20 protein-coding genes are annotated in these 20,599 nt (G+C 72.1%); 16 read left to right on the top strand and 4 right to left on the bottom strand.

What is annotated here, in order from left to right:
- Window positions 1-140 precede the first annotated feature (140 nt).
- Both mshA and SKED_RS15675 read left to right on the top strand, forming a co-directional pair.
- Window positions 141-1,403, top strand: a complete 1,263-nt coding sequence (mshA, locus tag SKED_RS15680) for a D-inositol-3-phosphate glycosyltransferase (RefSeq protein WP_012868156.1) — start codon at window positions 141-143, stop codon at window positions 1,401-1,403.
- Window positions 1,404-1,506: 103 nt separating this feature from the next.
- Window positions 1,507-2,244, top strand: coding sequence for a phosphoglyceromutase (locus SKED_RS15675; protein ID WP_042438138.1), 738 nt, complete (start codon window positions 1,507-1,509; stop codon window positions 2,242-2,244).
- 146 nt (window positions 2,245-2,390) lie between these two features.
- Here SKED_RS15675 and phoU read toward each other — a convergent pair whose 3' ends face one another.
- Window positions 2,391-3,062, bottom strand: coding sequence for a phosphate signaling complex protein PhoU (gene phoU / locus SKED_RS15670; RefSeq protein WP_012868154.1), 672 nt, complete (start codon window positions 3,060-3,062; stop codon window positions 2,391-2,393).
- A 188-nt stretch (window positions 3,063-3,250) separates the two neighbouring features.
- On the opposite strand from phoU, the gene SKED_RS15665 reads away from it, so the two are divergent.
- The 6 genes from SKED_RS15665 to pstB all read left to right on the top strand — a co-directional run bounded on the left by SKED_RS15665 (window position 3,251) and on the right by pstB (window position 9,565).
- On the top strand, window positions 3,251-4,435 hold the full coding sequence (locus SKED_RS15665) for a sensor histidine kinase (RefSeq protein WP_012868153.1): 1,185 nt from the start codon (window positions 3,251-3,253) through the stop codon (window positions 4,433-4,435).
- Window positions 4,432-5,127, top strand: coding sequence for a response regulator transcription factor (locus tag SKED_RS15660; RefSeq protein WP_012868152.1), 696 nt, complete (start codon window positions 4,432-4,434; stop codon window positions 5,125-5,127). Before SKED_RS15665 ends, SKED_RS15660 begins: the two co-directional genes overlap by 4 nt.
- 180 nt (window positions 5,128-5,307) lie before the next feature.
- A complete protein-coding gene (locus tag SKED_RS15655; RefSeq protein WP_042438137.1) occupies window positions 5,308-6,468 on the top strand; it encodes a phosphate ABC transporter substrate-binding protein PstS in 1,161 nt (386 codons plus the stop codon).
- A gap of 199 nt (window positions 6,469-6,667) precedes the next feature.
- Window positions 6,668-7,651 carry a phosphate ABC transporter permease subunit PstC gene (gene pstC / locus SKED_RS15650; protein ID WP_012868150.1) on the top strand — a complete coding sequence of 328 codons (984 nt, stop codon included), beginning with the start codon at window positions 6,668-6,670 and terminating at the stop codon, window positions 7,649-7,651.
- Entirely contained in the window at window positions 7,651-8,748 is a 1,098-nt protein-coding gene (gene pstA, locus SKED_RS15645) for a phosphate ABC transporter permease PstA (RefSeq protein ID WP_012868149.1), read from the top strand. Before pstC ends, pstA begins: the two co-directional genes overlap by 1 nt.
- A gap of 37 nt (window positions 8,749-8,785) precedes the next feature.
- Window positions 8,786-9,565, top strand: a complete 780-nt coding sequence (gene pstB, locus SKED_RS15640; RefSeq protein WP_012868148.1) for a phosphate ABC transporter ATP-binding protein PstB — start codon at window positions 8,786-8,788, stop codon at window positions 9,563-9,565.
- 178 nt (window positions 9,566-9,743) lie between these two features.
- Here pstB and SKED_RS15635 read toward each other — a convergent pair whose 3' ends face one another.
- The gene (locus SKED_RS15635) at window positions 9,744-10,232 is read right to left on the bottom strand and encodes a hypothetical protein (protein WP_012868147.1); all 489 of its coding nucleotides are present in this window, start codon (window positions 10,230-10,232) and stop codon (window positions 9,744-9,746) included.
- Between the two features lie 391 nt (window positions 10,233-10,623).
- Between SKED_RS15635 and SKED_RS15630 the strand changes: the two genes are divergently transcribed.
- From SKED_RS15630 to SKED_RS15615, 4 genes are all read left to right on the top strand, one after another.
- On the top strand, window positions 10,624-11,106 hold the full coding sequence (locus SKED_RS15630) for a CarD family transcriptional regulator (protein ID WP_012868146.1): 483 nt from the start codon (window positions 10,624-10,626) through the stop codon (window positions 11,104-11,106).
- 31 nt (window positions 11,107-11,137) lie between these two features.
- Window positions 11,138-11,965, top strand: coding sequence for an IspD/TarI family cytidylyltransferase (locus tag SKED_RS15625; protein ID WP_012868145.1), 828 nt, complete (start codon window positions 11,138-11,140; stop codon window positions 11,963-11,965).
- Window positions 11,962-12,465, top strand: a complete 504-nt coding sequence (gene ispF, locus SKED_RS15620; protein WP_012868144.1) for a 2-C-methyl-D-erythritol 2,4-cyclodiphosphate synthase — start codon at window positions 11,962-11,964, stop codon at window positions 12,463-12,465. The genes SKED_RS15625 and ispF overlap by 4 nt, the downstream gene beginning before the upstream one ends.
- Window positions 12,466-12,707: 242 nt before the next feature.
- Entirely contained in the window at window positions 12,708-13,181 is a 474-nt protein-coding gene (locus SKED_RS15615; protein WP_012868143.1) for a VOC family protein, read from the top strand.
- A gap of 80 nt (window positions 13,182-13,261) precedes the next feature.
- Here the strand turns inward: SKED_RS15615 and SKED_RS15610 are convergent, their stop codons facing one another.
- Complete coding sequence (locus SKED_RS15610; protein ID WP_012868142.1) at window positions 13,262-14,722, bottom strand: D-arabinono-1,4-lactone oxidase; 1,461 nt, start codon at window positions 14,720-14,722, stop codon at window positions 13,262-13,264.
- An 85-nt stretch (window positions 14,723-14,807) separates the two neighbouring features.
- On the opposite strand from SKED_RS15610, the gene SKED_RS20780 reads away from it, so the two are divergent.
- From SKED_RS20780 to rlmB, 4 genes are all read left to right on the top strand, one after another.
- Window positions 14,808-15,404, top strand: coding sequence for a TetR/AcrR family transcriptional regulator (locus SKED_RS20780; protein ID WP_012868141.1), 597 nt, complete (start codon window positions 14,808-14,810; stop codon window positions 15,402-15,404).
- Window positions 15,401-16,609 carry an alanine racemase gene (locus SKED_RS15600; RefSeq protein ID WP_012868140.1) on the top strand — a complete coding sequence of 403 codons (1,209 nt, stop codon included), beginning with the start codon at window positions 15,401-15,403 and terminating at the stop codon, window positions 16,607-16,609. The genes SKED_RS20780 and SKED_RS15600 overlap by 4 nt, the downstream gene beginning before the upstream one ends.
- A gap of 93 nt (window positions 16,610-16,702) precedes the next feature.
- Window positions 16,703-18,136 carry a cysteine--tRNA ligase gene (cysS, locus tag SKED_RS15595; RefSeq protein WP_012868139.1) on the top strand — a complete coding sequence of 478 codons (1,434 nt, stop codon included), beginning with the start codon at window positions 16,703-16,705 and terminating at the stop codon, window positions 18,134-18,136.
- Window positions 18,136-19,155 carry a 23S rRNA (guanosine(2251)-2'-O)-methyltransferase RlmB gene (gene rlmB / locus SKED_RS15590; protein ID WP_012868138.1) on the top strand — a complete coding sequence of 340 codons (1,020 nt, stop codon included), beginning with the start codon at window positions 18,136-18,138 and terminating at the stop codon, window positions 19,153-19,155. Before cysS ends, rlmB begins: the two co-directional genes overlap by 1 nt.
- A gap of 123 nt (window positions 19,156-19,278) precedes the next feature.
- Here the strand turns inward: rlmB and SKED_RS15585 are convergent, their stop codons facing one another.
- The gene (locus tag SKED_RS15585; protein WP_012868137.1) at window positions 19,279-20,520 is read right to left on the bottom strand and encodes a DUF4032 domain-containing protein; all 1,242 of its coding nucleotides are present in this window, start codon (window positions 20,518-20,520) and stop codon (window positions 19,279-19,281) included.
- Window positions 20,521-20,599: the final 79 nt, after the last annotated feature.

Raw genomic sequence — 20,599 nt, 5'->3', positions numbered from 1 at the left:
GACGTGTCAGCACAGGTGGGACCTTCGACCTCGCCCGAGTCCTGCCCCGCGCTGGCCCGGTCCGTCTCGGTGGGGACGGCGCCCGCGGCACCGGGCGCGCGACGGTGGCAGACTGGTGGGATGTCAGAACGCAGGTGCCCATGAGCGGCGACTCCCTCCGGGTGGCCATGCTCTCCGTGCACACCTCCCCGCTCGAGCAGCCCGGCACGGGCGACGCCGGCGGGATGAACGTCTACATCACCGAGCTGTCCCGGGCGCTCGCACGCAGCGGGGCCGAGGTGGAGATCTTCACGCGGCGGACGTCGTCCGCGCAGCCCGACGTGGTCGAGGTGGGCGACGGGATCCTCGTGCGGCACATCACCGCCGGTCCTTTCGAGGGGCTCGACAAGAACGACCTGCCCGGGCAGCTCTGCTACTTCTCGGCCGGGGTCCTGCGCACGGAGGCGGCGCGCACCCAGGGCTGGTACGACGTGGTCCACTCGCACTACTGGCTGTCCGGCCAGGCCGGCATGCTCGCGGCCGACCGCTGGAACGTCCCGCTGGTCCACTCGATGCACACCATGGCGCTCGTGAAGAACGGGTCGCTGGCGCCGGGCGACGTCCCGGAGCCGGCCGGCCGCGTGATCGGCGAGGAGCAGGTGGTCGAGGTCGCCGACGCGCTCGTCGCCAACACGGCTGCCGAGGCAGAGGACCTCGTGACGCACTACGCGGCGGACCCGACCCGGGTGCACGTGGTGAGCCCCGGGGTGGACCTCGAGACCTTCACCCCGCTCCCGCCGGCCGGTGCGGACGGCGCACGGGACACCGCGGCCGCCGAGCGTGCCGCGCTCGGTCTGCCCGCCGACCGCAAGGTCGTGGTCTTCGCCGGTCGCGTGCAGCTGCTCAAGGCGCCCGACGTCCTCGTCCGTGCCCTCGGGGTCATGGCCGACCACGGTGACGAGCTCCCGCTGCTCGTCGTGCTCGGTGGTGCGAGCGGCCGCCCGACGGCGCTGCGTGAGCTCGAGGCCCTCGCGTACCAGGTGGGGGTGAGCGACGACGTGCTGTTCCTCCCGGCGGTCTCGCGGAGCGAGCTCGCGCGCTGGTTCCGGTGCGCCGACCTCGTCGCCGTCCCGTCGCGCAGCGAGTCCTTCGGGCTGGTCGCCGTCGAGGCCCAGGCGTGCGGCACCCCCGTGGTCGCCGCAGACGTCGGCGGGCTGCGCACCGCGGTCCAGGACGGGCGCTCAGGTGTCCTGGTCCCCGACCACGACCCGCACCGGTGGGCTGCCGTGCTGCGGGACCTGCTCCGTGACGACGAGCGGCTGGCGCGGCTCTCCCGCGGAGCCCTGGAGGTGGCGGCCCACTTCAGCTGGGACACCACGGCCGAGGAGACCCGCAAGGTGTACGAGCAGGCGCGCGTCGCCTGAGGTCTCTGAGCCGGGGACCTGAGCCCCGGACCTGTGCCGGGGCCTGCGGTCCACGGGCCGAAGGGCCCGAGCACCCGTCGCCGAGATGCGGCAGGATGGACCCATGACATACACCCTTGTGCTGCTCCGCCACGGCGAGAGCGAGTGGAACGCGAAGAACCTGTTCACCGGCTGGGTGGACGTGAACCTGTCCGAGAAGGGCGTCGAGGAGGCCAAGCGAGGCGGGAAGCTGCTCACCGACGCGGGCATCCTCCCCGACGTCGTGCACACCTCGCTGCTGCGCCGCGCGATCACGACCGCGAACCTCGCGCTCGACGCCGCCGACCGCCACTGGATCCCGGTCAAGCGCAGCTGGCGTCTCAACGAGCGCCACTACGGTGCGCTCCAGGGCAAGGACAAGAAGCAGACGCTCGCCGAGTTCGGCGAGGAGCAGTTCATGCTGTGGCGCCGGTCCTTCGACGTGCCGCCGCCCGCGATCGAGCTCGGCTCGGAGTTCTCGCAGGACACCGACCCCCGGTACGCCGACGCCCCCGTCGTGGCGACCGAGTGCCTCAAGGACGTCCTCGACCGCGCCCTCCCGTACTGGGACGGCGAGGTCGTCAGCGACCTGCGCGAGGGCAAGACCGTCCTCGTCGCCGCGCACGGCAACTCGCTGCGCGCGATCGTCAAGCACCTCGACGGCATCTCCGACGAGGACATCGCGGGCCTGAACATCCCGACCGGCATCCCGCTCGTCTACGAGCTCGACGAGAACTTCGTGCCGACCGTCAAGGGTGGCACCTACCTCGACCCCGACGCCGCGGCTGCCGCGGTCGCCGCCGTCGCAAACCAGGGTCGCTGACCCAGGCTCAGCACCTCCAGCACAGAAAGGTGTGGCCACCTCCCCTCGGGGAGGTGGCCACACCTTTCTGGTTCCTGCTGGTCCCGCTGGCGGTGCGAGGTCGTGCCGGGCTCTTGCTGTCCTGCTACTTCAGCTGTCCTGCTACTTCAGGACGCGGTGGCCGGGCGGCCGCGCTCCTCGGCGAAGTCACCGGTCACGAGGTACACCACGCGGCGGGCGACGGAGACGCCGTGGTCGCCGAAGCGCTCGTAGTAGCGACCCACGAGGGTGACGTCGACGGTCTCCTGCGTGGTGCCGTTCCAGGACTCCGAGAACAGCGCCTGGAAGGTGTCCTGGTGCAGCTGGTCGAGGAGGTCGTCGTCGCGCTGGATGTTGCTGGCGACCTCGAGGTCGCGGGTGGTGAGCAGCGTCGTGGTGCGACGGGCGACGCGGGTCGCGGCGTCCTGCATCGAGGCGAAGGTGCCCTCGACGAGCGGTGCCATCGCGTGCTGCGGGAAGCGTCCACGGGCCACCTGGGCGATGTGGCGCGCGAGGTCTCCCATGCGCTCGAGCGAGGCGCTCATGCGCAGGGCGGAGACCACGACGCGCAGGTCGGTCGCGACCGGTGCCTGCTGGGCGAGGAGGAGCACGCAGCGCTCGTCGAGGTCGCGCTCGAGCTGGTCGATCCGGCGGTCGTCGGCGATGACGGACTGGGCCAGCTGCAGGTCGGCCGTGAGCAGCGCGACGCCGGCCCGGCTGATCGCAGACTCGACCAGGCGGCTCATGTCGGCCAGGTCGTCGCCGATCTGCTGGAGCTCGGCTTCGAAGATCTCACGCATGTCGTCCCTCTCGTGGTGTGATGGACCATGGTCCCAAGTGCAGGTGTGTCTGCGAAGACCGACGGGTGAACGCGTCGCAGAGCGTAGATGAACAGTTCATGAAGCCACGCCTCGTGAACCGCAGGATCTCGCCCCCCGCGCCGCACCGGCACACCGTCGTCCTCGATGTCTGACCGTACCCTGGTCACGTGGATGGGTACGAGGTCGTCGTCGTGGGGCTGCTCGGTCTGCTGACCGGGCTGATCGCCGCGCTCGCGTTCCGCTTCAGCGAGCACCAGCAGCGCAGGCTGCCCGAGCAGGCGCCCGGCGAGCTGGACCCCGGTGTGGTCCGGGTGCTGGCCGTGCTGCGCTCTGCGGCCGTGGTGCTCGGACCGGACGGCCGCGTCATCCGGGCGAGCCCGCCGGCCTACGCGCTCGGCGTCGTCCGTGACGACGCCGTGGTGCACCCCTCCATCCAGGACATGATCACCGCGGTCCGCCGGGACGGCGTGATCGCCGACGAGGAGCTCGAGCTCCCTCGAGGTCCGATCGGCCGCGGCCGGGTGATGCTGCAGGTGCGTGTGGCCAACATCGACGCGGGCCACGTGCTGGTGCTCGCCGAGGACCGCACCGAGGCGCGCCGCATCGAGGCCATCCGCCGCGACTTCACCGTGAACGTCTCGCACGAGCTCAAGACCCCGGTCGGTGCGATCGCGCTCCTCGCCGAGACCATGCAGGACGCGGCGGACGACCCTGACGCCGTCCGGCACTTCGCCGGGCGCATGCAGAAGGAGTCGATGCGCCTCGGTGCCCTGGTCCACGAGATCATCGAGCTGTCCAGGCTGCAGGTGGCCGGCGCGCTCCAGGAGGTCGGGCTGATCAGCGTCGACGACGTGATCCGCGAGGCGGCCGACCGGGCGCGTGTGGTGGCCCAGGCGAAGGAGGTCGTGCTCGCCGTGGCCGCCGACACCGGCCTGAGCGTCTACGGCGACCACGCCCTGCTCGTGACGGCAGTCCGCAACCTGCTGGACAACGCCGTCGCGTACTCCGACGGCGGCACGCGCGTCGGGGTCGGGGTCTCCGCCGAGGACGGCCTCGTCTCGATCGCCGTGGTGGACCAGGGCATCGGCATCTCGGCCGCCGAGCAGAGCCGCGTGTTCGAGCGCTTCTACCGGGTCGACCCGGCGCGCTCCCGCGACACCGGCGGCACCGGCCTCGGCCTGAGCATCGTCAAGCACGTCGCTGCCGACCACGGCGGCGACGTGAGCATCTGGTCCGAGCCGGGCCGGGGATCGACCTTCACGCTGCGGATCCCCGCAGCGCACGTCCCGGCGCCTGCCGAGACTCCGACGCCCAGCGATGCTGGTGCCCCTGACAAGGAGGTGGATGCGTGACCCGCATCCTGGTGGTCGAGGACGAAGAGTCCTACCGCGAGCCGCTCACGTACCAGCTGACCCGCGAGGGCTACGACGTCGTCGCGGTCGCCGACGGGGCAGCCGGGCTGGCGGCCTACGACGAGGGCGGCGCGGACCTCGTGCTCCTCGACCTCATGCTCCCGGGCCTCTCGGGGACCGAGGTGTGCCGTGAGCTCCGTCAGCGCGGCGACGTCCCGGTCATCATGCTCACCGCCAAGGACGGCGAGATCGACAAGGTCGTCGGGCTCGAGCTGGGCGCCGACGACTACGTGACCAAGCCGTACTCCTTCCGCGAGCTGCTCGCCCGGGTGCGTGCCGTGCTCCGGCGCCGCCAGCCCGCAGCAGCTGTCGACGAGGACGAGGCCGACGAGCTCGTCGGCTCCGGCCCGGTGCAGATGGACGTCGACCGGCACGTGGTGACGGTCCGCGGCGAGCTCGTCTCGCTGCCGCTCAAGGAGTTCGACCTCCTCGAGTTCCTGCTGCGCAACGCCGGCCGGGTCCTGACCCGCGGGCAGCTCATCGACCGTGTGTGGGGCTCGGACTACGTGGGCGACACCAAGACGCTCGACGTCCACGTCAAGCGCCTGCGCGCCAAGATCGAGACGGACCCGGCCTCGCCCGAGCTCCTGCTCACGGTCCGCGGCCTCGGCTACAAGCTCGTCGACGACTGACGGTCGCCCCACCGAGGCGGACGCCAGCCCCATAGACCTGTCGTGGCGTCCGCGCGCGGCGTGCGGCGAGGTGTCGGTGCACTGTTCACCTGCTGTTCACCCGGGTACCGCCGTCGCGTCACCCTCGGTCCTTAGCGTCTCATCCGTCAGCAGAAACATCTGCGACCAACAGACTTGAGGATGGGTAAGACAGTGAAGCGTGTGAACAACCGCAACCTCGCCGCCGTCGTGCTGGCCGGGGCGCTCGCCGCGACCCTCGCCGCCTGCGGCGCCGACGCCACGACGCCCTCGACGCCCAGCACCTCCGGCGCGGCCGGTGACGGCGCGTCCTCGGAGCCCGCGACCGACCTCTCCGGCAACCTCGCCGGTGCCGGCGCCAGCTCGCAGGAGAAGGCCATGGGCGGCTGGATGGCCACCTTCAACGCCACGGCTCCTGACGTGACGATCAGCTACGACGCCGTCGGCTCGGGCGGTGGCCGCGAGCAGTTCCTCTCCGGCGGCGTGCTCTTCGCCGGGTCGGACTCCGCGCTCAAGCCCGAAGAGGTCACCTCCGCCGAGGAGCGCTGCTTCGGCGGCGAGGCCATCGAGCTCCCCCTCTACATCAGCCCGATCGCGGTCGTCTACAACCTCCCGGGCGTCGACGCCGACAACATCAACATGTCGGCCGAGACCATCGCCAACATCTTCAACGGCACGATCACCTCGTGGAACGACCCCGCGATCGCGGCCGAGAACGAGGGCGTCGAGCTCCCGGACACGACCATCATCCCGGTCAACCGCAACGACGAGTCGGGCACCACCGAGAACTTCACCGAGTACCTCTCGGCGGCCTCGAACGGCGCCTGGACCTACGAGCCGAGCGGCGACTGGCCCATCTCGGGCACGCAGTCCGGCTCCAAGACCTCGGGCCTCATCGACACCGTCACCGGTGCCGAGGGTGCGATCGGCTACGCCGACGCCTCGCAGGCCGGCGACCTCGGGACCGTCGCCCTCAAGGTCGGCGAGGAGTACGTGCCGTTCTCGCCCGAGGCCGCGGCCAAGGTCGTCGACGCCTCGCCGCGTGCCGAGGACGCGACCGACAACCGCCTGGTCGTCGAGCTCGACCGCACCACCACCGAGGCCGGCGCGTACCCGCTCGTGCTGATCTCGTACTCGGTCGCCTGCTCGCAGTACGACGACGCGTCCGACGCCGCGAACGTCAAGGCGTTCTTCAGCTACATCGCCAGCGCCGAGGGCCAGGCAGTGGCCTCCGACGCCAGCGTCGCCGGCTCCGCCCCGATCTCGGACACGCTCCGCGAAGAGGTCATGGCAGCGGTCGACGCGATCACCGTCGCCGAGTGACCTGAGCGACACCCACAGGCCGCGCCCGGTGCGAACCGGGCGCGGCCACGGTGCTCTCTCCCGCAGGTGGGGGCACCGGCCCACGACCAGCACGTAGCGTGGGTCCCGTACCACGCAGCACCTCCTGCACCACAGCACCTCCAGCACGAACCCGCACCGCCCACCGGGGCTACCTGCCCCACCAGCTGACGGAGATCCCGTGGCCGTTCTGAGCCCCGCACCGACCAAGAAGTCACCTGACGAGGAGCCCGCCCCGAAGCGCAACAGGGGTGGGCTGGCCGGTCGCCTGTTCCAGTTCCTGTCGACCGCCGCCGGCGTGACGATCCTGGTGACCCTCGCGGCCGTCGCCGCCTTCCTGGTGATCCGCGCCTGGCCCGCCCTGACGGCGTCGCCCGAAGAGCTGCAGAAGATCTCCTGGTTCAACGCGGACTCGATCCTCGGGTACACCGGGCCGCTGATCTTCGGCACCCTGCTCGCCTCGGTGCTCGCCCTCGGGATCGCGGTCCCGCTCGCGCTCGGCATCGCGCTGTTCATCTCGCACTACGCCCCTCGCCGCCTGGCGCAGGGGCTCGGCTACGTCATCGACCTGCTCGCGGCGATCCCGTCCGTGGTCTACGGCCTCTGGGGCGCGCTCTGGCTCGCCCCGGTCCTCGACCCGGTCTTCCGGTGGATGACCGACTTCCTCGGCTTCATCCCGCTGTTCGAGGGCTACCAGCCGCCGGCCAAGAACATCCTCACTGCGTCGGTCGTCCTGGCCGTGATGATCCTGCCGATCATCACCGCGGTGGCCCGCGAGGTGTTCCTGCAGACGCCGCGCCTCCACGAGGAGGCCGCGCTGGCACTCGGCGCGACGCGCTGGGAGATGGTCCGCATGGCGGTCCTGCCCTTCGGGCGCTCCGGCCTCATCAGCGCCTCGATGCTCGGCCTCGGCCGGGCGCTCGGCGAGACGATGGCCGTGCTGATGATCCTGTCGCCCGGGTTCCTGTACTCGTTCCACCTGCTCAAGCCCGGGCAGCACCAGTCGATCGCCGCGAACATCGCCTCGAAGTTCCCCGAGGCCTCCGGCCTGTCGGTCAACGCCCTCATCGCGACCGGTCTGGCGCTGTTCGTCATCACCCTCGCGGTCAACATGCTCGCCCGCTGGATCATCTCTCGCCGCAGCGAGTTCTCAGGAGCCAACTGATGACCACCGCCCCCTTCTCCCCGGCCGTGTCCCCGTCGCCGGCCCCGACCGGCCCGGGCAACGCCCTCGACGGGTCGCGCCGTCGCTCGCGCCTGCCCTCGTGGACTCCCTGGGCCGTCGCCGGCGGCTCGCTCGTCGTCTCCTTCCTCGTGGTGCTCGTCCTCGGCACGCCGACGGTCGCCTCGGTGGTCGCGCTGGCCGCTGTGCTCTACGCGGTCTCCGTGACGGTCGTCTCGCGTGTCGTCGAGGGGCCCCGCTGGGCCGCCGACCGCTTCGCGACCACGATGGTGACCTTCGCCTTCGGCATCGCGCTCATCCCGCTGGTCTCGCTGCTGTGGACCGTGCTGCAGAAGGGCTCGACCCTCTTCAGCCTCACCTTCCTCAACACGAACATGCTCGGCGTCTTCGGCGACATGACCGAGGGCGGCGTCTACCACGCGATCGTCGGGACCGTGCTGATCACGACCGCGGCCGCGGTGATCTCGGTCCCGCTCGGCATCCTCACGGCGGTCTACCTCGTCGAGTACGGGCGCGGGCCGCTCGCCAAGGGCATCACCTTCCTCGTGGACGTCATGACGGGCATCCCGTCGATCGTCGCCGGGCTCTTCGCCTTCGCGCTGTTCACGCAGATCTTCGGGCCGGCGTTCCGCGCCGGCATCATGGGCGCCGCGGCGCTGTCGCTGCTCATGACCCCGGTGGTCATCCGCTCGGTCGAGGAGATGCTGCGCCTCGTCCCGAACGAGCTCCGCGAGGCCTCGTACGCGCTGGGCGTGCCCAAGTGGCTCACGATCGTCAAGGTCGTGCTCCGTACGGCTATCGCCGGCATCGTCACGGGTGTCATGCTGGCTGTGGCGCGGGTCATCGGTGAGACGGCCCCGCTGCTGCTGACCGTGGGGATCGTGACCCAGGTCAACTGGGACCTGTTCGACGGTCGTATGACCACGCTCCCGGTGTTCGCCTACAACCAGTACTCGCAGGGCGGTGTGGGCGTCGACCGTGCGTGGGCCGCCGCGCTGACCCTGATCCTCATCGTCATGCTGCTCAACGTGGTCGCACGTCTGGTCAGCCGCTTCTTCTCCCCGAAGGCTTCTCGCTGAGACTGCCCTCCCGGGAGTCCGCACAGAAAGGCACCACATGTCCAAGCGCATCGAGGTCAGCGACCTCAACGTCTACTACGGGGACTTCCTCGCGGTCGAGGACGTGTCGATGACGATCGAGGCCCGGTCGGTCACGGCGCTCATCGGCCCCTCCGGCTGCGGCAAGTCGACCTTCCTGCGAACGCTCAACCGCATGCACGAGGTGATCCCGGGCGCGCGCGTCAAGGGCAAGGCCGTGATGGACGGCCAGAACCTCTACGCCTCCGACGTCGACCCGGTCGAGGTCCGCCGCCAGGTGGGCATGGTCTTCCAGCGCCCCAACCCGTTCCCGACGATGTCGATCGCCGAGAACGTGCTGGCGGGTGTCAAGCTCAACAACAAGCGCATCGCGAAGTCGGCGGCCGACGACCTCGTCGAGCAGTCGCTGCGCTCGGCGAACCTGTGGAACGAGGTCAAGGACCGCCTCGCCCGTCCCGGCTCCTCGCTCTCGGGCGGGCAGCAGCAGCGCCTGTGCATCGCCCGGGCCATCGCGGTCAAGCCGGACGTGCTCCTCATGGACGAGCCCTGCTCGGCCCTCGACCCGATCTCGACGCTGGCCATCGAGGACCTCATGGCCGAGCTCAAGGACGACTACACGATCGTGGTCGTCACGCACAACATGCAGCAGGCGGCCCGCGTGAGCGACCGCACCGCGTTCTTCAACATCGCGGGCACCGGCAAGCCGGGCAAGCTCATCGAGATGGACGACACCTCGACGATGTTCTCGTCGCCGTCGCAGCAGGCCACCGAGGACTACATCTCGGGCCGCTTCGGGTGACCGACGCTCCCGGACCCGTCCGTCCTGCGCCCCCGGGGGGAGGCGCGGGCCGACGACCGGGCCTGTGGTGAGGTCGTCGGACGACGGGCTCACCACGGAGACGACGAAGGGCGCCGACCGCGAGGTCGGCGCCCTTCGTCGTGCAGGCGGTGTGACTACCTGGCGTCGCCGCCTGGTGTCAGGAGAGCTCGGGCGTGGGGATGGACTCGATGACCTCGCGGTACTCCTCGAGTGTGCCGTCGAGGACCGGGACCGACACGGGCGTCGTGACGCCGGACGGGTCGGTGATGGTCATCGGCAGGATCGAGCCGGGGGCGACCGGCACGGACTCGAAGAACGTGGCGGTGCCGTCGGCGAAGAAGTTCACGGTGCTGCGCGAGTCGATCGGGATGCCGAGCGAGGACGCGCCGTCGGCCGTCGCGAGCAGGAGCTCGCCGGCCTCCGTGCCGGTGTTGGTCGCACCGCCGAGCAGGCGACCGGGCTGACCCTCGCCCTCGGTGACGATCATGATGTTCTCGACGGTCATGTCGCCGGCCTGGGCGCGGACGCCGTCCGAGGCCGCGTAGGGCTTGTCGGTGGTGATCGGGGAGCAGGCGGACAGGACGAGTCCGAGGCCGACGACTCCGGCGGCCAGTGCTGCGCGGGACTTCTTGGTCTGACGGATCACTCGAACTCCTGTGTCGGTGTGCGGACGCCGAGCCCGCCGGTCCTGTGGCGCCGGTCGGAAGTGCACAGCGCGTGCGCGCGCGACCGGCTCCGGCAGGTGCCCGGCAGGTGCCGGCAGCGTCTGGGGGACGCGGGCGCACGCACCCGCGGGCACTCAGGCGCTAGCCTAGTTGCTCGGGGAGGAGAGCACGAAGTCACGGACCTATGGTTCGTGCCACAGACCAGGCCGCAGGGGAGGAGCGGGTGAGGTCTGAGGCTCGCGCGGGTGACCCCGGCACGGCGATCGGTGGGTGCGGGGTGGGTGAGGGGTGGGCGTGAGACCGCAGCACGGGCGCGGAATTTCAACGTTCTGCCGTGGTAAGATGGGTTTCCGCGAAAGGGGACTGCCACAGATGACGTTCACAGTTGGGGAGACCGTTGTCTACCCGCACCACGGTGCCGCTCTGATTGAAGAGATCAAGACTCGCACCATCCGCGGCGAGGACAAGCTCTACCTGAAGCTCAAGGTAGCGCAGGGGGACCTGACCATCGAGGTCCCCGCTGAGAACGTCGACCTGGTCGGCGTCCGTGACGTGGTGGGCCAGGAAGGTCTCGACCGCGTGTTCGAGGTCCTCCGTGCCCCGTACACCGAAGAGCCCACGAACTGGTCTCGCCGGTACAAGGCCAACGTCGAGAAGATCGCCTCGGGCGACGTCATCAAGGTGGCCGAGGTCGTCCGCGACCTCTCCCGCCGCGACGCCGACCGCGGTCTGTCTGCCGGCGAGAAGCGCATGCTGGCCCGTGCTCGTCAGATCCTCGTCTCGGAGCTCGCACTCGCCGAGCACACCGAGGAGGAGAAGGCCGAGGCCATCCTCGACGAGGTCCTGGCGTCCTGACGCCCCGACCGACCTCGAGAACCTGCAGCTGATGCCGTCGGCCGTCGCCGTCCTCACGGCTGCAGGCTCCGGTGCCCGGCTCGGTCTCGGGTACCCGAAGGCACTGGCGCAGCTGGCGGCGTGCTCCCTCGTGGGGCACGCCGCCAGTCGTCTGTGCGCCTCCGGCGAGATCACGCAGATCGTCGTGACCGCCCCGCGCGAGCACCTCGAGGCCGTGACCCACGCCCTCGACGAGACCCCCGGCCTCACCGTGCCCTGGCGCGTCGTCGAGGGCGGTCCCAGCCGGCAGGCCTCGGTGGCCGCCGGGCTCGCGGCGCTTGTGGAGACGATGAGCCCCTCCGTGCCCTACGACGTCGTCCTCGTCCACGACGCCGCCCGCCCTCTCGCCTCGCCGGACCTGGTCCGCCGCGTCGTCGCGGCGGTGCGCGCCGGTGCGGGCGCGGTGGTGCCCGGTCTGTCCGTCACCGACACCGTGAAGACGGTCGGGCCGGTCAGCCCGTCCGGCGCAGAGGGCGAAGGTGACAGCACAGGCTCTGTGACCGGCTCTCCGGAGCCCTCCCTGGAGCAGGTGACCGGCACCGTGGACCGCACGCCGCTGCGCGCCGTCCAGACCCCGCAGGGCTTCCGCTGGGACCTCCTGCTGCGCGCGCACGCCGCGGGCCATGACCGTGCCCACGACGAGGCGACGGCCGCGACCGACGACTCGTCGCTCGTGGAGGCGCTCGGCGAGCCGGTCTTCGTGGTGGCCGGCGAGGCCGGCGCGCTGAAGATCACGACCACCCACGACCTCGCCGTGGCGCAGGTCCTGGTCTCCAGCAGCGCAGACCACCCGGCAGACCACCCGAGAGGCACCTCATGAGCAGCACGCACCCCGTCCCGCTCCCGCGCGTCGGCACGGGCACGGACGTGCACGCCTTCGCCGACCCTGCCGACGGGCGCGAGCTCTGGGTGGCCGGGCTGCACTGGCCGGGGGAGAACGGCCTCGCGGGGCACTCCGACGCCGACGTCGTCGCGCACGCCGCGGCCGACGCCATCTTCTCCGCGACCGGCCTGGGCGACCTCGGGTCGAACTTCGGGACGAGCGCCCCGGAGTGGGCCGGTGCGAGCGGCGCCGTGCTGCTCGCGGAGGCCGCGTCGCGGGCCCGGGCGGCCGGGTTCCGCATCGGCAACGTCGCGGTCCAGCTCGTCGGCAACCGGCCCCGTCTCGGGACGCGGCGCGCGGAGGCCGAGCGCGTCCTCAGCGACGCCGCCGGGGCGCCGGTCACCGTCACCGCCACGACGACCGACGGCCTCGGCCTCACCGGCCGCGGAGAGGGCGTCGCAGCCCTCGCGACGGCGATCGTGGTCCACGAGGGCTGAACCTGGCTGCTGCTGCTCGTGCGGCTGCTCCGCCGTCGTCGTCGCCTCGGAGCGCCGCCTCGGAGCGCCGACGCGGACCGTCCCTCCGGACCCTGTCCGTCAGACGCCGCCGGGTCTACGCTGGACGAAGACCTGCTCGACGACGAGCAGGCGCGGGACGTTCGACGCGTCCTGGACGCCCAGCACGTCCAGCACGTCTAGGTGCCTCACCACGTCCTCCAGACCAGCACCAGGAGCCTGCCGTGCAGAAGATCTTCCCGTGCCTGTGGTTCGGCGACCAGGCCGAGCAGGCCGCCGAGCTGTACGTGTCCGTCTTCGAGGGCGCACGCACCCTCGAGGTGTCCCGCTACGGCCCCGGCGCCCCGCTGCCGGAGGGCACCGCCCTCGTGGTGACGATCGAGATCGACGGGTCGGTCGTGCGGCTCCTCAACGGCGGCACGGACGTCCCGTTCAGCGAGGCGACGTCGCTCGTCGTGCAGGCCGCGTCCCAGGACGAGGTCGACAGGCTCTGGGACGCCCTGACGGCCGACGGCGGCGCGCCGGGCCGGTGCGGGTGGCTCAAGGACCGGTTCGGCTACTCCTGGCAGATCGTGCCCGAGCGCCTCGGCGAGATCATGCAGCAGCCCGACCCGGCCGCCGCTGCCAGGGTCATGGCGGCGCTCATGGCCATGGACAAGATCTCCCTCCCTGACCTCGAGGCGGCTGCGCGCGGCTGACACGTCCTGCGCACCGGCCGGCCGCAGGCTCAGGCCGGGCGGTCTCGCGCTCGGTGCGAGGTCCAGGCTCGGTCTCCTGCTCAGCCGAAGAGCCGCGTCGTGTACGCGTTGGCGAACAGCCGGCCCGGGTCGTAGGCGTCGCGCACCGCGCAGAAGTCGTCGAGGCGCGGGTAGAGCGCTGCGAGACCGTCGCGGTCGAGGGTGTGGAGCTTCCCCCAGTGCGGGCGCCCCTGGGCCTCGCGGAAGATGGCCTCGGCCCCGGCGAAGTACCGGTCGCGGGGCAACCGGACGTACTGGTGCACGGCGACGTAGGCGGTCTCCCGGCCGTGCGCGGTCGACAGCCACACGTCGTCGGCTGCGGCGAAGCGCACCTCGACCGGGAAGGGGACGTGCACCCCGGAGGCCTCGACCCACCGGTCGACCTCGCGGAGCACCTCGACGACGTCGGCGCGCGGGACGGCGTACTCCATCTCGGCGAAGCGGACCCTGCGGGCCGAGACGAAGACCTCGTGCGAGGCCGCGGTGTAGGTGCGGGGCGCCAGCGCCCTGGACGCGACGGCGTTGATGCGTGGCGTGAGGCCGGGGGCGAGGGTGGCCAGCTCGTTCGTCGCCCAGAACAGCCCGTTCGAGAGCAGCTCGTCGTCGACCCACCGGCGCCCCGTCGACCACAGCCGACGCGCCGTCTCGACCGTCCGCGTGCCCGGTCCGCTCGGGTCCCGAGCCCTGCCCGGGGCCCCGTCCGCGTCCAGAGGCTCTGCCCTGTCGTTGCGCTTGGTGAGGGTGCGCCGGGTGTGCGGGAACCAGTAGAGCTCGAAGTGGTCGTGGGCGTCGACGAGGTTCCCGGGGCCGTCGAGCCGTTCGAGGACCTCGTCGAGCGGCTGGGGTGCCTCGCGGGCCGTGAGCCGGAACGCGGGCACCGTGCGCAGGGTGACCGCGAGGACGATCCCGACGGCGCCCAGACCGAGCCTCGCCGCCTCGAAGAGCGCCCCGTGGGTGTCGGCGCTCGTGTCGACGACCTCGCCCGCCGCCGTCATGAGGCGCACGCCGCGCACCTGGGCGGCCAGCCCGGTGTGCCGGGCGCCGGTGCCGTGGGTGCCGGTGCCGAGCGCTCCGGCGAGGGTCTGCCGGTCGATGTCGCCGAGGTTGGCGAGCGCGAGGCCGTGCCGTGCGAGCGTGAGGTTGAGCGCCCGGAGGCCGATCCCCGCGCGGACCGTGACGAGGGCCCCACCGCCGGCGAGCGGGACGACCTCCTCGACCTCCTCGACGTCCTCGGACCGCCCGGTCCGGCCGTCCGGCGCGGTCCGGCGCCCGAGCCCGGCGAGGCTGACCATGGTGCCCGAGGTCGTCGCGGCCCCGGTGAAGGAGTGGCCTGCCCCGACGGCACGGACACCCTCGCCGCGCTCGGCCGCCTCGTGGAGCAGGGCGCGCAGCGCGTCGGTCGACCCGGGCGTCGCGAGGACGCGTGGCTGGCACCGGGCCGTGCCCGCCCAGGTGGTCCAGGGAGCGGGACGCCGACCGGGCGAGATCCTCATGCTGAGCATGATGGAGCTCCCCGCTCGTCATGGTCAAGCACCCTGGCGATGCCCCATGATGGGTCGGACGGCGGGGGTCTCACGGAGGAGCACGATGGGCTGGTCACTCGAGGAACGACGGGGACGCGTCGTCGACGCCGCCGTCCAGCTCGCCGCGGACCGAGGTCTGGAGCACGTGACCCTGCGGGCCGCGGCCGACGTCGCCGGGATGTCGTGGGACACCGCACGCGAGAGCTTCTACGACCATGCCGACCTGCTGCGTGCGGTGAGCGTCGAGGTCACGGGCCGCAACGTACCGGTCGAGGCGGTCGGTCTCGCCGGGGGCGGCACCTTCACCGAGGGGGCGCTCGACGTCGCGCTCCGGTTCTGGGAGGTGCTCACCGCGCACCGGGACCTCCAGCTGGTCAGCTACGAGATCTCCGTGACGGCGCTGCGGCGGACCGCGCTGCGCCCGCTCGTCGTGGGGCAGCAGGCCGACCAGCGGGCGCTCGCGGAGCAGGTGCTCACCGGGTTCGCCGAGGAGAACGGGGTCGTGTGGGACCGCCCGGTCGCGGACGTCGCGCGCTTCGTGGCGACCTTCCTCGACGGCCTGACGACCGCGTGGCTCGTGGACGCCGACGAGCAGGCCGCGACCGAGCAGCTCACCCTCCTCGTGCAGGTGCTCGAGACCTTCGTCGAGGACCCGGCGTGACCCCGGGCGCCCTCGGTGCGCGGCTCGACGCCGCGACCGCAGGGCTGCCCGCCCCGCTCGCCGTCGTCGACCTCGACGCCTTCGACCGCAACGCCGCGGCGCTCGTGCGTCGGGCCGGCGGGACCCCGGTCCGGCTGGCGACCAAGTCGGTGCGGGTGCGCGCCCTCGTCGAGCGGGCGCACGCCGTGCCGGGGGTGAGCGGCCTCATGGCCTACTCGCTGCGCGAGGCGCTCTGGCTGCTCGCGACCTCTCCCGGCGCCGCGCGCGACGTCCTGGTCGCCTACCCCTGCGTCGACCTCGGTGCGCTCACCGAGCTGTGCTGCTCGCCCGAGGCGCTCGCCCGCACGACGCTCGTCGTCGACTGCCACGAGCACCTGGAGCTCGTGGCCGCCGCCCGGGCGGCAGCCGGCGATCCGGCCCAGGACGTGCGCCTCTGCCTCGACGTCGACGCCTCGCTGCGGGTGGGGCCCGGACCCCGCCCCTGGGTGCACCTCGGCGTCCGTCGCTCGCCCGTGCACACCCCCGAGGACGCGGCCCTCGTCGCCGGGCAGGTGGCCGCCATCCCGGGCGTGCGCCTCGTCGGGGCGATGTTCTACGAGGCGCAGGTCGCAGGGCTCCCGGACACCAGCGCTGCCGTCCGGCTCGTCAAGCGGCTCTCGGTGCGCGACCTCGACCGTCGCCGCGCAGCCGTCGTCGCCGCGGTCGAGCAGCGCGTGGGCCCCCTCGAGCTCGTCAACTCCGGTGGCACGGGGTCGGTCGAGACGAGCGTCGCCGACCCGACCGTGACCGAGGTCGCGGCCGGGTCTGGCCTCTACGCACCCGGGCTCTTCGACGGCTACCGGGCGCTCGGCGTGGCACCGGCCGCGTTCTTCGGGCTCGACGTCGTGCGGCGGCCCTCGGACCGGGTCGTCACGGCTTTCGGGGGCGGGTACGTGGCCTCGGGACCGCCGACGGCCACCCGGCAGCCCCGCCCGGCCGAGCCCGGGGCCTTCCGCCTCGCACGCCGGGAAGGGGCGGGCGAGGTGCAGACCCCCCTCGAGGTCCCGCGCGGGGCCCGTGCACCGAGGGTGGGGGACCGCGCGTGGTTCCGCCACGCGAAGGCCGGGGAGGCCCTCGAGCGCTTCGACGTGGTCCACCTGGTCCGGGGCGACCAGGTCGTCGGGACGGTCCCGACCTACCGCGGGGAGCAGCAGAACTTCGGCTGAGCCCACCCCGCCCGGTCCGTCTCGGACGGTGGTCACCCGCGCCCGTGTGCGGCGATGCCGCGCTAGCGTGCCCGCGCCGGTAGCCTGGGGCCTGTGAGCCTCCGCCTGTATGACACCGCTACGCGTGACGTGCGCGACTTCGTCCCCCTCGTCGAGGGTGAGGTCGGCGTGTACGTCTGCGGGGCGACGGTCCAGGGGCTGCCCCACATCGGTCACATGCGCTCGGCCGTCGCCTTCGACGTGCTCGCCCGCTGGCTCGCCCGCACGGGTCACCGTGTGACGCTGGTCCGCAACGTGACCGACATCGACGACAAGATCCTCGCCAAGTCCGCGGCCGCCGGGGAGCCCTGGTGGGCCTGGGCGGCGACGCACGAGCGCGCCTTCACGCACGCCTACGACGCCCTCGGCAACCTCCCGCCCACCTACGAGCCGCGGGCGACCGGCCACGTCACCGACATGGTGGCGCTCATGGAGCGCCTCGTCGCGGCCGGGCACGCCTACCAGGCGGGCGAGGGCGACGTGTACTTCGACGTCCGCTCCTGGGAGCCCTACGGCTCGCTCACCAACCAGCGCCTCGAAGACCTCACCCCGGCGACGGAAGAGGTCGACGCGGGCGTCAAGAAGGACCCGCGCGACTTCGCGCTGTGGAAGGCCGCGAAGCCGGGAGAGCCCGAGACGGCCTCCTGGCCCACGCCCTTCGGCCGCGGCCGCCCCGGCTGGCACCTCGAGTGCTCGGCCATGGCGCAGCGCTACCTCGGCGACACCTTCGACATCCACGGCGGGGGCCTCGACCTGCGGTTCCCGCACCACGAGAACGAGCAGGCGCAGTCGCGGGCGGCCGGCTACGACTTCGCACGCCTGTGGATGCACTCGGCCTGGGTCACCCAGGGCGGGGCCAAGATGAGCAAGTCGCTCGGCAACGGGCTGCTGGTCACCGAGGTCCTCGACCGGACGAGGGCGGCCGTGCTGCGCTTCGCGCTCGCGGGCGTCCACTACCGGTCCATGCTCGAGTGGACGGCGGAGACCGTCGCCGAGGCGGACACCACGTGGGACCGCTTCGTGGGGTTCGTCGACCGCGCGACCGAGCGGGTCGGCACCGTGCCGGCGGAGGAGGTCGTGGCGGCAGCGCTCCCGGCGGGCTTCGTCGCGGCGATGGACGACGACCTCAACGTGTCGGCAGCACTCGCGGCCGTGCACGAGCACCTCAAGGCCGGCAACACGGCTCTCGCCGGGGGCGACGACGCGGCGGCCCGCACCGAGCTGGTGCTGGTCCGCTCGATGCTCGACGTGCTCGGCCTCGACCCGGCGGCGTGGTCGACGTCGTCGACCAGCACCAGCTCGACGACGGCGCTCGACGCGCTCGTCACCTGCGAGCTCGAGGCACGTGCGCAGGCGCGCGCGGCCAAGGACTTCGCCACCTCGGACGCCATCCGGGACCGCCTCGCGCGGGCCGGGATCGTCGTCGAGGACTCGACTCTCGGCGCGCGATGGACACTCGCGGCCACGACTACGGAGGACCAGGACTGATGGCAGGCAACTCACAGCGCCGCGGAGCGGTGCGCAAGCCCGGTTCGAAGAAGGGCGCGAAGACCGGTTCGGGCGGATGGGGCCGTCAGGCCCTCGAGGGCCGCGGGCCCACCCCGAAGGCCGAGGAGCGTCCGTACCACGTCGCCGCGAAGCGCAAGGCCGGTGCCGAGCGCGCCGGCGCGACCGGCACGGCACCGCGCTCGAACGGACGCCCGAGCGGCGGCAGCCGACCGAGCGGACGCGGCAAGGGACCCAAGAAGTCGGGGTCGGCCACGCACGAGATGGTCTCGGGGCGCAACGCCGTCCTCGAGGCGCTGCGCGCCCGCATCCCCGTGACGACGGTCTACATCGGGACGCGTCTCGAGGCTGACGACCGCACGCGCGAGATCCTGCAGATCGCCTCGGGTCGTGGCTACAACCTGCTCGAGGTCACCAAGCCCGAGCTCGACCGCCTGACGGACGACTCCGTGCACCAGGGCGTCGCCATCCAGGTGCCGCCGTACGAGTACCGCGACCCCGAGGACCTCCTCGACATCGCTGCCGAGCTCGAGCAGCCCGCGCTCATCGTCGCGCTCGACGGTGTCACGGACCCGCGCAACCTCGGTGCGGTCCTGCGGTCCGCCGGTGCTTTCGGCGCCCACGGCGTGCTCGTCCCCGAGCGCCGCTCGGCCGGCGTCACGGCGTCGGCATGGAAGGTCTCGGCCGGCGCCGCGGCCCGCGTGCCCGTGGCTCGCGCGACCAACCTCACGCGCACGCTCCTCGAGTACAAGTCGGCCGGGTGCTTCATCGTCGGTCTCGACGGCGGCGGGGAGGTGTCGGTCGGCGACCTCGCGTTCTCGGTCGACCCGATCGTGCTGGTCGTCGGCTCCGAGGGCAAGGGCCTGTCGCGCCTCGTCCGCGAGACCTGCGACGCCATCGCGTCGATCCCGATCGCCTCGGCCGTCGAGTCGCTCAACGCCGGCGTCGCAGCGGGCATCGCCCTCTACGAGGTCGCGAAGGTCCGCGCCGCCGAGGCCTGACGCACAGCACCTGAACGCAGAGCACCTGAATGCACAGCACCTGAACGCACAGCACCTGAACGCAGAGCGACCCCGGGACCGCACGGTCCCGGGGTCGCTCTGCGTGGTGCTGCTGCTGCTCCGCTACTCCTGCTGGTCGGCGGACTCGGGCGGGAGGCCGAGGATCGCCATCTCGTCGGGGCGGTCGCGCAGGACGTTCTCGACGTAGCTCGAGACCGCCTCGGCGAGGGGGACGTCCCGGCCCTGCTGCTCGGAGATGAACCACCGGTGGTCGAGCACCTCGTGGAACAGCTGGGCGGGCTCGAGCTTGCGGCGCTGGTCGCGGGGGACGGCGCGGACGGTGGGCTCGAAGACGCCGGAGAGCCAGTCGTGGGCGACGAACTCCTCCTCGTCGTTCTGCCGGTCGGTCGCCGCGCGGTAGGAGTCGAGGTCGTTGAGCAGGCGGCGTGCCTGGTTCTCCTGGACGTCGAGGCCGGTGAGGCGCAGCAGACGGCGCGAGTGGTGGCCGGCGTCGACGACCTTCGGCTGGATCTGGACGCTCGTGCCGTCGATGTCCGTGGTGATCTCGAGCTCGCCGACGTCGAAGCCGAGGTGGTTGAGGCGCTCGATGCGGGCCGCGACGCGCCACCGCTCCTCGGAGTCGAAGGACTCCTCGTCGGTGAGTGCGCTCCAGAGCTCTTCGTACCGCTCGACGAGCGCGTCGCCGATGGCGATGGTGTCGGTGTCCTCGTCGAGGAGCTCACCGGCGGCGAGGTCCATGAGCTCGCCGATGATGTTGGTGCGGGCGAGGTCGACGTCGTAGGTGCGCTGGCCGTCGGTGAGCTGGGGGTGCAGGTCGCCGGTCTCGGCGTCGACGAGGTAGGCGGCGAAGGTCTCGGCGTCGCGGCGGAACAGGGTGTTCGACAGGGAGACGTCGCCCCAGTAGAAGCCGATGAGGTGCAGGCGCACGAGGAGCACGGCGAGCGCGTCGATGAGGCGGGTCGCGGTGTCGGGCTGCAGCATCTGGCTGAAGAGCGAGCGGTAGGGCAGCGAGAACTGGAGGTGCTTGGTGATGAGCACCGCCTCGAGGCGCTCGCCGTTCGCGTCCTGGCGGCCGGTGATGACCCCGACGGGCTCGACGCTGGGGACGCTGATCCGGCTGAGCTGCCGGAGCAGCTCGTACTCGCGGTAGGCGACGGACTCGCCGATCTCCTTGACGGCGATCACGCCTCCGGACATCTTGACGAAGCGCACGATGTGCCGGGAGATGCCTCGGGGGAGGGCGGCGAGCACGGAGGAGGGCCACTGCTCGAGCGGCACGTCCCACGGCAGGTCGAGCAGCGCCGGGTCCGGGGAGGCGGCGGTGATCTGGAGGTTCTGGGCCACGGGTGCGGTCCTTTCCGTGGTGGAGCGCCGGGGCTCGGCCGTGTGTGTCGGTGCGCAGGGATCAGGGCGCGCCGGTGCC

It is taken from the genome of Sanguibacter keddieii DSM 10542 (genome assembly GCF_000024925.1).
Lineage (GTDB): Bacteria > Actinomycetota > Actinomycetes > Actinomycetales > Cellulomonadaceae > Sanguibacter > Sanguibacter keddieii.
This window is presented reverse-complemented; position numbering and strand designations above follow the sequence as displayed.

Coding starts and splice junctions, on each gene's coding strand:
- mshA (WP_012868156.1), top strand. CDS start 141: ATGAGCGGCGACTCCCTCCGGGTGGCCATGCTCTCCGTGCACACCTCC.
- SKED_RS15675 (WP_042438138.1), top strand. CDS start 1,507: ATGACATACACCCTTGTGCTGCTCCGCCACGGCGAGAGCGAGTGGAAC.
- phoU (WP_012868154.1), bottom strand. CDS start 3,062: ATGCGTGAGATCTTCGAAGCCGAGCTCCAGCAGATCGGCGACGACCTG.
- SKED_RS15655 (WP_042438137.1), top strand. CDS start 5,308: ATGGGTAAGACAGTGAAGCGTGTGAACAACCGCAACCTCGCCGCCGTC.
- pstA (WP_012868149.1), top strand. CDS start 7,651: ATGACCACCGCCCCCTTCTCCCCGGCCGTGTCCCCGTCGCCGGCCCCG.
- pstB (WP_012868148.1), top strand. CDS start 8,786: ATGTCCAAGCGCATCGAGGTCAGCGACCTCAACGTCTACTACGGGGAC.
- SKED_RS15630 (WP_012868146.1), top strand. CDS start 10,624: ATGACGTTCACAGTTGGGGAGACCGTTGTCTACCCGCACCACGGTGCC.
- SKED_RS15625 (WP_012868145.1), top strand. CDS start 11,138: ATGCCGTCGGCCGTCGCCGTCCTCACGGCTGCAGGCTCCGGTGCCCGG.
- ispF (WP_012868144.1), top strand. CDS start 11,962: ATGAGCAGCACGCACCCCGTCCCGCTCCCGCGCGTCGGCACGGGCACG.
- SKED_RS15610 (WP_012868142.1), bottom strand. CDS start 14,722: ATGCTCAGCATGAGGATCTCGCCCGGTCGGCGTCCCGCTCCCTGGACC.
- SKED_RS20780 (WP_012868141.1), top strand. CDS start 14,808: ATGGGCTGGTCACTCGAGGAACGACGGGGACGCGTCGTCGACGCCGCC.
- rlmB (WP_012868138.1), top strand. CDS start 18,136: ATGGCAGGCAACTCACAGCGCCGCGGAGCGGTGCGCAAGCCCGGTTCG.